The 13,373-nt window shown below is 46.2% G+C and carries 14 protein-coding genes; 7 read left to right on the top strand and 7 right to left on the bottom strand.

Features of this window, described 5'->3' with window-relative positions:
- Window positions 1-163 precede the first annotated feature (163 nt).
- The 6 genes from AC1XUF_RS15210 (at window position 164) to msrB (ending at window position 6,352) form a co-directional block, all read left to right on the top strand.
- Window positions 164-745: a 7-carboxy-7-deazaguanine synthase QueE gene (locus AC1XUF_RS15210; RefSeq protein WP_483343111.1), complete on the top strand. Its 582-nt coding sequence runs from the start codon at window positions 164-166 to the stop codon at window positions 743-745.
- A gap of 74 nt (window positions 746-819) precedes the next feature.
- Window positions 820-2,661: an OmpA family protein gene (locus tag AC1XUF_RS15205; protein WP_483342661.1), complete on the top strand. Its 1,842-nt coding sequence runs from the start codon at window positions 820-822 to the stop codon at window positions 2,659-2,661.
- Window positions 2,662-2,837: 176 nt separating this feature from the next.
- A complete protein-coding gene (trxB, locus tag AC1XUF_RS15200; RefSeq protein ID WP_483342660.1) occupies window positions 2,838-3,797 on the top strand; it encodes a thioredoxin-disulfide reductase in 960 nt (319 codons plus the stop codon).
- Between the two features lie 77 nt (window positions 3,798-3,874).
- Entirely contained in the window at window positions 3,875-4,951 is a 1,077-nt protein-coding gene (locus tag AC1XUF_RS15195) for a peptidoglycan DD-metalloendopeptidase family protein (RefSeq protein ID WP_483342659.1), read from the top strand.
- Between the two features lie 11 nt (window positions 4,952-4,962).
- Window positions 4,963-5,691 carry a bacillithiol biosynthesis deacetylase BshB1 gene (bshB1, locus tag AC1XUF_RS15190; RefSeq protein WP_483342658.1) on the top strand — a complete coding sequence of 243 codons (729 nt, stop codon included), beginning with the start codon at window positions 4,963-4,965 and terminating at the stop codon, window positions 5,689-5,691.
- Window positions 5,692-5,785: 94 nt separating this feature from the next.
- A complete protein-coding gene (gene msrB, locus AC1XUF_RS15185; RefSeq protein WP_483342657.1) occupies window positions 5,786-6,352 on the top strand; it encodes a peptide-methionine (R)-S-oxide reductase MsrB in 567 nt (188 codons plus the stop codon).
- A gap of 68 nt (window positions 6,353-6,420) precedes the next feature.
- Here the strand turns inward: msrB and AC1XUF_RS15180 are convergent, their stop codons facing one another.
- The 3 genes from AC1XUF_RS15180 to AC1XUF_RS15170 are packed head-to-tail and all read right to left on the bottom strand — an operon-like array spanning window position 6,421 to window position 8,469.
- Window positions 6,421-7,113, bottom strand: coding sequence for a DUF3575 domain-containing protein (locus AC1XUF_RS15180; RefSeq protein WP_483342656.1), 693 nt, complete (start codon window positions 7,111-7,113; stop codon window positions 6,421-6,423).
- On the bottom strand, window positions 7,110-7,880 hold the full coding sequence (locus tag AC1XUF_RS15175) for an LVIVD repeat-containing protein (protein ID WP_483342655.1): 771 nt from the start codon (window positions 7,878-7,880) through the stop codon (window positions 7,110-7,112). Before AC1XUF_RS15175 ends, AC1XUF_RS15180 begins: the two co-directional genes overlap by 4 nt.
- A gap of 52 nt (window positions 7,881-7,932) precedes the next feature.
- Window positions 7,933-8,469 carry an LVIVD repeat-containing protein gene (locus AC1XUF_RS15170; protein ID WP_483342654.1) on the bottom strand — a complete coding sequence of 179 codons (537 nt, stop codon included), beginning with the start codon at window positions 8,467-8,469 and terminating at the stop codon, window positions 7,933-7,935.
- 204 nt (window positions 8,470-8,673) lie between these two features.
- Here AC1XUF_RS15170 and AC1XUF_RS15165 point away from each other — a divergent pair, with 204 nt between their 5' ends.
- Entirely contained in the window at window positions 8,674-9,648 is a 975-nt protein-coding gene (locus tag AC1XUF_RS15165) for a c-type cytochrome (protein WP_483342653.1), read from the top strand.
- Between the two features lie 7 nt (window positions 9,649-9,655).
- Here the strand turns inward: AC1XUF_RS15165 and AC1XUF_RS15160 are convergent, their stop codons facing one another.
- The 4 genes from AC1XUF_RS15160 to AC1XUF_RS15145 form a co-directional block, all read right to left on the bottom strand.
- Window positions 9,656-10,366, bottom strand: coding sequence for a pseudouridine synthase (locus AC1XUF_RS15160; protein ID WP_483342652.1), 711 nt, complete (start codon window positions 10,364-10,366; stop codon window positions 9,656-9,658).
- Window positions 10,367-11,098, bottom strand: a complete 732-nt coding sequence (locus AC1XUF_RS15155; RefSeq protein ID WP_483342651.1) for a class I SAM-dependent methyltransferase — start codon at window positions 11,096-11,098, stop codon at window positions 10,367-10,369.
- A gap of 11 nt (window positions 11,099-11,109) precedes the next feature.
- Window positions 11,110-11,766: a DUF1361 domain-containing protein gene (locus tag AC1XUF_RS15150; RefSeq protein ID WP_483342650.1), complete on the bottom strand. Its 657-nt coding sequence runs from the start codon at window positions 11,764-11,766 to the stop codon at window positions 11,110-11,112.
- 230 nt (window positions 11,767-11,996) lie between these two features.
- Entirely contained in the window at window positions 11,997-13,274 is a 1,278-nt protein-coding gene (locus AC1XUF_RS15145) for a DEAD/DEAH box helicase (RefSeq protein WP_483342649.1), read from the bottom strand.
- Window positions 13,275-13,373 lie beyond the last annotated feature (99 nt).

The following is a 13,373-nucleotide window of genomic DNA, read 5'->3' as shown; positions in this document are numbered from 1 at the left end:
ATATGCGATTAAATGAAGGACTGAACATATAATCCCGCTTTTTTGAAATGTGTACCTTTGTGGGATTTTTGAAGAACATTATTTGTTCCTCCATCTTAGAACATTCCTTTTTAGAATTTTGCTTACAGAAACTTCTCCCATCGTCACCAGCCAGCTTCCGGTCATGGAGGCCTTTTACACTTTGCAGGGTGAAGGGCAGCACAGTGGCCGCGCCGCATATTTTATCCGTTTGGGGGGCTGTGACGTTGGTTGTCACTGGTGCGACGTGAAAGAGTCGTGGGACGCCAGCATTCATCCCAAATTTTCTATCGACTCTATCGTTGCAGGTGCCTTGCAATACCCTGGACGGCTCGCTGTGATTACCGGCGGGGAACCGCTTATGTACAATCTCGACGACCTGACTGGTGCATTGCAGCAGGCAGGTTTTAAAACCAACATTGAAACTTCCGGCGTATATCCATTTACAGGACGTTGGGACTGGGTTTGTTTTTCCCCTAAGAAATTCAAAAAGCCGCATCCGGATATTTATGAAAATGCGGATGAATTGAAATCAATCATTTACAATAAAAGTGACTTTGATTTTGCCGAAGAACATGCGGCACTCGTTTCAACCGACTGCGCGCTGCTCTTACAGCCTGAGTGGAGTAAGCAGGACGTGATGTTGCCTTTGATCATTGATTATATCAAAGACAATCCAAAATGGAAAATGTCGTTACAAACGCACAAGTACATGAACATTCCATAATGTGCCGCGCCGTTTGCCTTTTTTGCTTTTTCACTTTCCTCCTATCTGTTTCGACTTCTGCACAGGAGGCCGCTTTGTCAAAAAAAGGTCGCGAAACGTTCGATAGGGCGCAAAAAGCGTGGCAGGAAAGAAAATTGCCGGAAGCAATTCTCCTTTTTGAAAAAGTACTTGAACAAGATCCCAACAGTTACGACAGCAATCTTCGCCTCGCACAGATTTATGAATTGCAACGGAATGCTGACCTGGCTAAAAAGTACTATTCGCGGGCCGTACTGCTAAAACCGGCTGCGCCACAGTCGGCAGCGGCTTTTCAGTGGCTGGGGAGGCATTTCTTCGGCTTGGAACGTTATGATTCTGCCCAGGTCTATTTTGAAAGGGCATTGGCGCTTTTTCCTGCAAAATCAAGTCTTTCGAGATTGGCCGAGAAATCGCTGGCGTCTTCCCGCTTCGCCCAGAGTGCCATCAAAAACCCTTTAAAAATTGAGAAAAAATCGATGGGCGATACCGTCAATTTTCTGAATACGCAGTACTTCCCTGTGCTGACGGCCGATGACGAAACATTGATCTTCACCGGACTTACCGAAAACCGCGACGAAAATATATACATTACCCAGCGAAGAAAAGGCGGCCGCGCGGCGGACCGCTGGGACATCCCGGAGGAAATTTCAAAATCCATTAATACTACCAATAACGAAGGCACCTGCAGTGTTTCCGCTGATGGGCGGACGCTGGTGTTTACAGCCTGCAACCGGCAAGACGGTTATGGAAGCTGCGACCTTTATATTTCTCAGAAAAGTGGCAAGGAGTGGAGCGCGCCTGTTAACCTGGGAGAAACAGTCAATTCGCGCGATTGGGAGTCGCAACCATCCCTTTCGGCTGACGGGCACGTCCTTTATTTCGCTTCAGACCGGAAAGGCGGCCAGGGCCGGCGTGATATATGGGTAACCACTCTGAACGAGAAAAAGCAATGGACAACTCCCAAAAACCTGGGGGCGGCAATCAACACCTCAGACGATGAAAATGCACCTTTTATCCATGCGAACGGACGCACGCTTTTTTACGCATCCAATGGATTGCCTGGCATGGGCGGGTTCGACATATTCATTTCTCAACGTCTGGACACAACATGGTCGCCTGCAAAAAACATTGGATATCCCATCAATACGGTCTCAGACCAGGTAGGGCTTTTTATAGCCTCTGGTGGCGCAAAGGCTTATTATACTGACGATAGCTCCGACAAAGGAAAAGGGCGATCGCTCCTTTATACATTTAATGTTCCTGAATCTTTAAAGGAAATGATTGTCCCTACCCGGTATGCAAAGGGGAAGGTTTTTGATAAAAAAACGGGTGCAGCGCTGGCATCGGATATAGACCTGTTTGATTTGAAAACTCAGGAAAAAGTAGGTGAATTTTCCTCCGACAGCAAAACCGGCACATTCCTGACGGTATTAAACAGTGGTGGCCAATATGCTTTTTACGTATCTAAAAATGGTTACCTTTTCAAAAGTCTTTCATTTGCGGTGAACGACACGACTTCGTTTGTCGATCTTGACATTCCTTTGGAGGCCATTGAAAAAGACCGTGCGGAGATTTTGAATAATATTTTTTTTCAAACCGGCAAATACGACCTGGACGACAAGTCGAAAGTAGAGCTAGATAAAATGGCGGACTTTCTCACCCGCAATAAAACAGTCAAAATAGAGATCTCCGGCCATACGGACGACGTGGGGACTGAATCTGAAAACCTGGAACTCTCTAAAAGGCGTGCCCAATCGGTCAAACAGTATTTGCACAAATCCGGTATTGGTGAAGACAGAATCCTGTCAAAAGGCTTTGGAGAAGGCAAACCGGTGGCGCCCAATGATTCGGAAAGTAACCGCCAAAAGAACCGCCGGATCGAATGGCGCATACTCTGATACGATTTGCATAAAGAGGTTAAATTTCGCACTTTTGTCGATCAGCCATTGTTCTAGGTGACGAAGGTAGCCGTTGAATCGGCTCCACTTGCACACTAAATATCGCCTGATTTGGCCCTTCCTGATTATCAAAATATTACGGAAGATTCGTTATTAACATTTAGTATTTAATAAATATGTCATCTGAAAAAGTTTCTTGTCTTATCATAGGTTCCGGCCCCGCCGGTTATACTGCTGCCATATATGCTTCCCGCGCCGGGCTGAATCCGGTACTTTATCAGGGTACACAACCAGGAGGTCAGCTGACGATCACTACCGAGGTTGACAATTACCCTGGTTATCCCGATGGAATCAGTGGTCCTGAGATGATGATCAATTTCGAAAAACAAGCCAAACGTTTTGGTACTGATATCCGTTATGGCCTGGCTACTGCTGTCGATTTTACTTCCTACCCGCATAAGGTCATTATTGATCATAAACACGAAATTATAGCCGATTCGGTGATCGTTTCAACCGGCGCTTCGGCCAAATGGCTTGGGCTGGATGGCGAAGAGCGCTTGAATGGAAGGGGTGTCTCGGCTTGTGCTGTTTGTGACGGTTTCTTTTTCAGGGGCCAGGACGTGGTTGTGGTAGGCGCCGGCGATACGGCCGCAGAAGAAGCGAGCTATCTGGCCAAACTGGCACGCAAGGTATATTTACTGGTCCGCCGTGACGAAATGCGTGCCTCGAAAATCATGCAGAAAAGGGTCGAAATGTTGCCAAATATCGAGATTCTCTGGAATACCGAAACAGTGAAACTGAATGGTGAACACGAACTCGAATCGGTATTGGTCAAAAATAATAAAACGGGCGAGGAGCAACTTTTAGAAGCAACCGGTTTCTTTGTAGCAATCGGTCACAGACCAAACACGGATATATTCAAAGGTTACCTGCAGATGGACGAGACCGGATATATTCAAACTGTCAAGGGAAGCTCCTGTACCAACATAAAAGGCGTATTTGCCTGTGGCGATGCACAGGATAACGTGTACCGCCAGGCAGTAACTGCGGCCGGAACAGGTTGCATGGCTGCGTTGGATGCCGAGCGATTTTTAATGGAACGTGAAGTGGAAACGATTATCGAAGAAACAGCTTAATTATTTGCCCAACCCCTAAAATTCTATCAGACTATATGCATCCCGCGGGTTGTGTATAGTCTGATCCATTTTTTACTATGAAAGTGACTTTTTTAGCAAGCATGCTCCTAATCTTGTGCCTGGTCTCCCGGAACGCACAAGCGCAGGAGCGAGGCAAGTTCAAGAGAAACCCGAAAATCAATCAGTCCGGCAACAATGCCAACGAAGGGCCTACCACCAAAGCCGCTACCCCTCAGCCAGAAGATGAATACCAGGTAGAAACTTCCAATCTCAAATTTCAAAGTCAGTTCGAACCCGTAAAACCGCTCAATCCGGTGGTTAACGAAGATACTACAACCATCGATGAAGGTGAAACGGAGGTAGTTATCGTGGAAGATTCATTGCAGGTGGCAGATGAGTGGGTGAAAGCCGCGGAATACTATGTGATCTGGGACGCACGTACCATTAATCCTTACGGTCTGAAGGCTTTAGAATTTGATGAACCCGTGGACCTAACTTTATATAACGAAGCGTTGAACCGCAAATGGAGCGCGCCCATGACCCGCACTCCGACTACATCCAATTTCAGTTATCGCTGGGGACGCTGGCATAATGGTACTGACCTCGATTTAGAAACTGGCGATACGGTCCGCAGCACGTATGACGGAATGGTGAGGATCGTGGCCTGGGACGGCAGTGGATACGGACGGTTTATTGTGGTAAGACATTACAATGGCCTCGAAACACTTTACGGTCACCTTTCAAAACAATCGGTTGAGTCCGGACAGTTGGTGAAGGCTGGTGAAATGATTGGACTGGGCGGTAGTACCGGCCGAAGTTCCGGCTCTCACTTGCATTATGAAAACCGGTACGAGGGCAATCCGTTCGACCCAAGAAACATCTTTGATTGGGACAATGCCCAAATCAAATCGGACCACTTCCTGCTAACTAGCAGTGTATGGGATCATTTACGTGGCAAATCAACCAAGAGTGAGTTCGAATCTGGCGATGCCCCGGCTGCATACAGCCGCTCGATATTGCATAGGGTTAGATCTGGCGATACATTGGGTTCCATCGCATCTAAATACGGTGTCAGTATCTCTTCCATTGCGCGTCGTAACCGCATGTCGACGCGCTCCACTTTGCGGATAGGCCAGAAACTCCGCATCAAATAACCGGCAACCATATGAAATTAGATATTCTCGCCATCACAGCTCATCCCGATGATGTTGAATTGTGCTGCGCAGGTACCCTCCTGTCCCAAATGGCGTTGGGAAAGAAAGTAGGAATTATTGACCTGACCCGCGGTGAGCTGGGAACGAGAGGCACACCCGAAGGCAGAATACAGGAAGGAAAAGATGCCGCTGTGATTCTGGGCGTCTCGGTACGAGAGAATGTAGGCCTGGCTGACGGATTTTTTGCCAATAATGAAGCCTATCAAAAAGCGATTATTCCTTTCATCCGCAAGTACCAGCCTGATATCGTTATTACCAATGCTCTTCACGACCGGCATCCCGATCACGGCAGGGGCGGGCAGCTCGTTTCGGACAGCTGCTTCTACTCTGGTCTGAGAATGATCAGGACATTCGACGAAAACGGCACAGAACAGGAAGCCTGGAGACCAAAGCATGTATTTCAGGCCATTCAGGACCGTTATATCCAGCCGGATTTCATCGTTGACATTACCGATTTTCATGATAGAAAAGTCGATGCGATCAGGGCATTTAAAAGCCAGTTCCACGTTCCTGAATATGAGGGAGGCGATGAGCCGCAGAGCTATATTTCAACACCCGAGTTCCTGGAATTTATCATTGCACGGGAAAGGGAAATGGGACATGCGATAGGAGTTACTTTCGGCGAGGGGTTTACCAGCGCCAGAGGGCTGGGGGTTAAAGACCTATCCGTTTTTATCTGACTTTTCCTGACGATATTTTATAATAAAATTGCGTAGATCAACCTTTCGCGGAAAAATATCGTACATATAAGAAATCATTAATCCATTGAACAGCATGAAAACAATAGTGATGTTTGCTTTATCGGGCATGATAATGTTGCTGCTCCAGAACTGTTACGGACAGTCGAAAACCTCATCTGCTGAGCAGAAAAAGAGCCCTGAATATTCGCATACCGAATCAGCACCCGTCAATAAGAGCAATCAGGACTGGCAGAAGATTCTTTCGCCGGAAGTATATGATGTAGCCCGTCTTAAAGGAACGGAGCGGCCCTTTACAAGTGAGTTTGAACATTCCAAGGAGATAGGCACCTTTTATTGCGCGGTTTGCGGTAATCCTCTTTTTAAAAGCGACGCCAAGTACGAAAGTGGCTGCGGGTGGCCAAGTTTCTTTGAGCCTATCAGTAAAAAATCCATTATAGAGGCAAAAGATAATAGCCTCGGAATGCATCGGATTGAAGTGATGTGCGGCAGGTGCAAGTCGCATTTAGGTCACGTATTCGATGACGGCCCGCCACCAACAGGCCTGCGTTATTGCATCAACGGGGTGGTACTCGACTTTGAAAAAGCAAAAACAGCCGAAAGCAAATACAACAAAAAGACGAAAGGCAATACAGGTAGTTAGCCTGTCCGGGAATGAAAAAAGCCGCGAAATTATGCTCTTGCGGCTTTTTTCATTTTCTACGAAGGAATTCAGTGGTCGAACTTCCCTAAGACGATCCCGAAATGGACGCCGAGTACAAGGCTCGGTATAAACTCGCGGGTTCCCGGCCTCATGTCATTCCAAAACTCATCGGGCGTTGAGATCCTTGCGTTTTCCAGGCCCGGCGTTATGGCGCGAACATTGATAGCGCGCCAGCCAATTCCTGAGAATAAATCAAGTGTCATCCGGTTGGCAAAATAAAACTGCCAGCCCATACGAAAATGCCCGACACCGACAAACCGGCCAATTTTGAAATCCTTCTGTTCGAAGTAATTGCAGCCTCCGGATCCAGAACAATCCATTCCGACCCACTGGTTTTCGCGGTAAACCACTTTTTTGTACAGAAATTCGCCGGCCAGATATCCCCTTACCCTTCGCTTGTCAAAATAATAGTATCGAAGCTGAGTCCTGCTCTTGTAAGTCGCCTTATTGGGAGCATCGTTGGTATTTTGGTACCAGATACCGAAACTGGAATGACCGTAACCCAAATCCTCCTGAATGGAAAATCCACTTTTCCCAAGAGGAACCTCGACGCCGAACTGAATCGTATTGTCGGTATCGAACATAGGGAGGGGAGAATATTTGACAATCACATGATCTTTGGAGGTTTCCGCATCAATCTGCGCACACAAATCTGAACCGGAAAAAATAAGCAATATGCCTAACAGCGACAACAATTTCATAAAACAGGGATTTTGCTCAGTAACTCGAAATGGTCAGCGTCGTCAAATTGATATTGGAAAAGCCCTTTCTGGCCCGTTATGATCAAATGTTTGTTCCTGACAATCACATCATAGGAAGGCATTTCCTGAAAAAACTGCTTGCTCACAGGTAGCGCGGGATTGGAAATATCCATCACTCTGAACCCTTTATCCCCTTCGCAAACAAATAACCTGTTTCCCGAAACACCGAGCCCGTAAGGCGAGTCCATAGCCTGTGAATGGAGCAGTGCAGGCCTCGTCGGATCGCTGACATCCACGACATCCAATGAGCTCAACGAATTTCCCGGGCGACACACCACACCATTGCGCAAGGTTACATAAGCATATTTCCCTTGCACCACCACCGGGTCACACGATTGGATGTGCGTGTATTTACTCAAAAATAAAGGATTGGTTGGGTTGGAGTTATTGTAGATATACATCCCATCGCTTGCGCCGATGAAAAGATTATTTTGATAAGGAAAAATAGTTTCAATGCCAACGCTCATATCTTTCGACACGGCTTTGGCCGGATTCCCTCCGTCAGTGATGTCGTATACTTCCAGCGATTGCCTGGAAACAACATAGAGCGTATTTCCGGTTATAGCAAAACGCGCCAGGGAGCCGCCCGTACCAGCCTGGGGCGTGAGGTCGGAACTTGTCTTGCCATCGTCGCAGGATGAGAGGATCATTAAAAGGCCAATAATGGCAAGGCCGAGGTACAATGCGGGAATTATCTTTTTCTTCATGGCAAGTAACAAGTAATGACGCGTGTCTGATTGATGAATTGAGTAACGGGTGTTATCTGAAGCATTTGGGCTGCTGCGACATGGGTACTTTTTCCCAGGCAGTTACGACGCCCTTTTTACTTTCGGCGCATTCAAAGTAGATGTTATTATAGGGAGGGTAGTTGTTGACGGGTATGGCGTCGGTAATCGTTTTGACGAGCTTCGGTGCTTTGGGGTCGCTGATGTCAAAGACAAGTAAATTGGAAAGATTATCCGCATACAGCCAGCTGCCTTTTACAGCTATATCATAATTGCCTGTAATGGATATGAAAGACAGATTTTCCGGTTTCTGAGGATCCGAATTGTCGATGATATGGATCCCTTTCCCACTTTCATTGATGAAGATATACGGATCAAACACATAGATCTTTCCCGGCTGTGAGAGTGGTTGGGCGGCACCGACCTGAATACGAGCTATTTCCTCAACCGAAGCGTAAACCGGCCTATACCCTGTGCCATCAAACTTGACACCATTAAAAAATGGCTCGCTGTCGGTAACACAAGACAGAGAAATAAAAATAAGGAGAGTTAAAAGAAGAGATCTTTTCATAGCCGAGAACGTGATATTTCGCAATTCTCATTTTAGACACAGGGTTACAAAATTACGTTGCAAGATCCGGGGGGAAAATAACCATCACTGAGTAAACGGCATGCGAAAAAATTTCTGTTGAAATAGAGGAATTTACAGTACATCATACGCCATTTATCCTTTCAGATTCGGAACTGTATTCTTTATCAACTCCTCACATTGCGTATGAAAAAAATTCTAAAAATTGCCGGTATCGTTCTGCTTGTACTACTTCTTGGTCTGCTGGCAGCCATTATCTATGTAAAAACCGCATTGCCCGATGTCGGCGACGCCCCCGATATCGCTGTCGAAAAAACACCAGCCCGGATCGAGCGGGGTAAGTACCTGGCCAACCACGTTTCTGTTTGTATGGATTGCCATAGCACCCGCGACATGAATTTGTATGCAGGTCCGCTCGTTTCGGGCAACTTTGGTGGGGGTGGCGAAAAATTCAGCAAGGATGCCGGATTTCCGGGTAATTTTTACGCACGCAATATCACACCTTATGGAATTGGCAACTGGACGGACGGCGAGGTGTTCAGGGCAATTACAACCGGAGTAAACAAGGATGGTCAAGCTTTGTTCCCGGTTATGCCCTACCATAGCTACGGTATGCTTGATCAGGAGGACCTGTACAGCATCATCGCTTATCTGAGATCCTTAGAGCCGGTCAAGCATGACGTGTCCCCGTCAGAAGCCGATTTTCCGGTAAACATTTTACTTAATACCATGCCCTCCAAAGCCAGCCTTGGCAAAAGGCCCGCCGAGACAGATACCGTTAACTATGGCAAATACCTGGTTACGGCAGCCGCATGCGTAGAATGTCATAGCAAAATGGAAAAGGGTGCCCGCGTGCCTGGTACCGAATTTGGCGGCGGTATGGAATTCAACTTGCCAACCGGTATCGCCAGGTCCCCCAATATTACAGCAAATAAAAAACACGGGATTGGCTCCTGGAGTGAAGCTGCTTTTGTAAGACGTTTCAAAGCTTACGCAGACTCAACCTATTCTCCTCACAAGGTGGCAGCCCGCGGAGCGAACACGCCAATGCCCTGGATGATGTACGCTGGCATGAAAGAAAACGACCTTAAGGCGATTTATGCTTATTTGAAAACTGTCCCGGTGCAGGACAATGCAGTTGTGAAATTCCAACCTTATTAATTCAGGCTCATAGAGGTACGTTCAATTTCAGCTCCACGAGCATCCTCTTAAATTCAGATTGATAAGGGGCCTGAATCACAACAGACTGGTGAGATACAGGATGTTTGAATCGGATTTGGACGGCATGGAGTAACATGCTGTCCATTTTCAGATATTCTTTAAAATACCTGTTCTGTTTATTGCAGCCATGAGGGCGGTCCCCTATAATCGGGTGGAAGATGTGTGCCATGTGTTTTCTCAATTGATGCATCCGACCTGTTTTCGGCTTTAATTCCACTAGCGAATACCTCGACGTATCATGCTTTCCAATACGAAAGGGTACTTCCGAATGTGTTAAAGTCGTATAATCTGTCCATGCTTCTTGCACGGTACCATCCTCTTTTTTAAGCGGATAGTCAATACTGCCGTTACCGTCAGTGAATCCCCGGACGACGGCATGATAGATTTTATCAACTATCCCGTCCTGAAATTGTTGCTGCATCAGGCTGTTTGTTTGTTCATTTAGCGCGAACAGAAGTACCCCGCCCGTTTTTCGGTCGAGGCGATGCACAGGATATACCTTCCGACCAATCTGATCTCTTAACATCTGAACGGCGAATACACTGGTATCAGCAGCAATTGAGGACCGGTGTACCAACAAACCATGCGGTTTGTTAACAGCAACCAAAAAATCGTCCTGATAAACGATGGAAAGTGGGGTAAAGGGTTCTTCCGCCACTTAGAAAATAGATAGTTCCTTTTCAGTTTTCGAAGTCAGAACTGCATAAGCATTAGGCTTGATCCCCAGGAAATAAGGAGAAAGTCTTAACAGGAAATGTTTGATTTTGGTCAGATAATAACCGGAAGGATTGTTTTTGTAAATTGGTTTGATCACCTCATCATCATACAAATGACAAATACCTTTTTGAACCTGGTAATTCTCGGATAGAAGCAGAAAACGGAATAAAGCAGGCGTGTAGATATTGATATGCCCGTAAGAAAGAAAGTGCTTTATTTTTTTGTCTACATAAAAAGAAAAATCAATGGGCACCTCAAATATCTGGTATTTCGATACCCTCTTTATCTCACGTAAAAGAATCCGCTCATGTTCAACATGTTCCATTACGTGCGAACAGAACACCAGGTCAAAATGATTATCGGGATAAGGGATTTTATAACCATCGAAGAGCAAAATATCATGGAGGTTCCTGATGTTCTTTTCTTTGATCCTTTGGATACCGCTTTCAGAAATTTCCACGCAATTCATATCCGGACAGAAATTCCATTGCGAAAGCCAGTTCAAAATGCTTCCCTCTCCAGCACCTACTTCGAGCACATTCTTAAAGTTGATATTTTTCGAAAGTTCAACAATGTTAAGTGCTTTGAACTTGGCGCCGGTACTCCGCCAGCCGGCCAGATCGTCGTCGTACTGCCCTGAATAAGATTCCTTTACGTTTTCAGAAATCTGCATGATAATATCGTCTAGGTATTTTTTTTGTTATATCTGATCCTGAATCGAATGACGCCCCAAAGCACGAGGTACAAAAGTCCCAATAGCAATCCAATCTCAAAACTAAACACCATCGCCGTTCTATCCAGGATACTTTCGATTAAATTGTCAATGATGAGGCCCGGTTCGTGGACAATATCCCAGCTGTTCATGCGGCGTACCCTACCCAGGTAAACGCCAAAGCCCGCAGTGGGAAGGCTCAGCAACAAGAGAACATTACCTGTTCTCTTGGAAAAAACCCTTCGCCATGACCTGTGTATCCAATACAATGATACAAGGCCGTTGAAAAGGCTTACTTCGGCGTAAAAAAACAGCATAATGGTGTCGTGCCAGGTAAGATCACGTTGGTAATCTACTGTCAGATGTGCCAAATCTGTGATCATGTAAGGAGCATTGGGCAGGAATGCAAGCCAGGTTATACTTAAGATTGTCAGGCCAACCGGAATTTCTCCGAACCGTTTGGTCAGGCTATCCGCAAAAAAGGCGACGATCAACGGAATCCAGCTTAGAAACAGGTTCCAGTCCATCGAGAAATCTACGGGCGCATTGAAAAGTATTCTGATCAGATGAAAAAAAACGGCCGCCAGGCTTAAAATCAAAAGCAGAAGGAGCGAGAACAAACCTTCCATGGTCACTATCGGAGGATCTGATACGCTAAACTTATAATTTCTTATCCAATCTATTAGTCGGTCCAACAGTAGTCAATTTAGGTTCATGCATGACAATTGTAAGCAGGCAAATGAAATGGAAAAAATGCATACCACATTTATATCATTGGTTACATTACAACAAACATTGAAATATTACCAATGCTCCACTTTTTTGGTTGTCGGTGTCTGACGAACTCTGAAATGCAGGCTTATGCCTGAGAAGGGTTGCCTTTTTGCTCTTTTTTGGGTTTACGTCTTTTAGGACGTGCAGCACTCTTTTCGCCTGGTTTGCTGCTGCCGCTTTTCTTTTTGGTGTTAATCGGGCGGAATTTTTTGGGTTCAAAAACGGGCGCCTCTCCCAATCCCAGCTCCTGGGTAATTGCTTTTTTCTCTAACTCTTTTTCAAAAAGGCGCTCGATTTTCAGCACATATTTTTGGTCCATTTCATTGATAAAGGTAATGGCAGTTCCTTTGGATTCCGCCCGCGCCGTACGCCCTATGCGATGCACATAATCCTCAGGATCACGGGGTACATCATAATTGACTACGTGGCTTAGGTTATCAATGTCGATGCCGCGTGACAATACGTCGGTCGCAACCAGGATTGGAAACTTCCTGTTTTTAAAATCCCTCAATACAATTTCACGGTCGGCCTGTTCCGAATCTGACGATATCCCATGCGCAACTTTTCCTAATTTGCGTAATGCACGCACAATGGGCTCGACGGTCGACTTACGTGAGGTGAACAATACCATGCTGGTACTTTCCACTTCACTCAGCAAGTGGATCAGTAAAGGAAGTTTCTGTTCATCTTTGGCCAGATAAAATTGCTGGTCTATCCGATCGGCGGGCCTCGAAACGGCAAGCCTTATTTCTTCAGGATTATGCAGGATGCGTTTGGCGAGTTCCCCGATTTTTGGAGGCATCGTGGCCGAAAACATGAGTGTCTGCCTTTTGGCTGGCAAAAAGCTCATGATTTTGAGGATGTCACTCAGAAAACCCATATCGAGCATCCGGTCGGCCTCATCAAGTACCAAATGCTTGATACCCTGGAAACTCACGTATCCCAATTGCAAGTGGGCGATCAGGCGGCCAGGTGTTGCTATGATAATATCGGCACCCTGGGTTAGTGCCTTTTTTTGCTGGTCCCATTCGGGGCCTTTATTTCCACCATAAACCGCAATACTCGTAGCGCCCACAAAATATCCCAATCCCTGAATCTGCTGATCGATCTGTACGGCGAGTTCGCGGGTCGGCACCAGAATCAGTGCACCTGTGTGTGTACTGGATTCATGTGCAACTTTGTCCAGGATAGGGATCAGGTAAGCGGCGGTTTTACCGGTACCGGTTTGAGCACAGGCGAGCAGGTCTTTGCCGCTGAGAATGTAAGGAATTGCTTGTTCCTGGATGGGTGTAGCCTGCTGGTAGTTCATGGAATCCACGGCGCTAAGCACGTCTTCGTGGAGTTCAAATTCGTTGAAATTCAAAATTCAGCTTTTAAGGAATGCAGAAACTTTCTCTGCAGACATGTTATGGAAAGAGCTGACTTCAAATTTCCCAGTCAGCAAACCGCTTGATTTGAACAA

Source organism: Dyadobacter sp. HNCC25DJ185 (genome assembly GCF_056895195.1).
The sequence above is the reverse complement of the archived record's forward strand: the minus strand, read 5'-3'. Positions and strand labels throughout refer to the sequence as shown.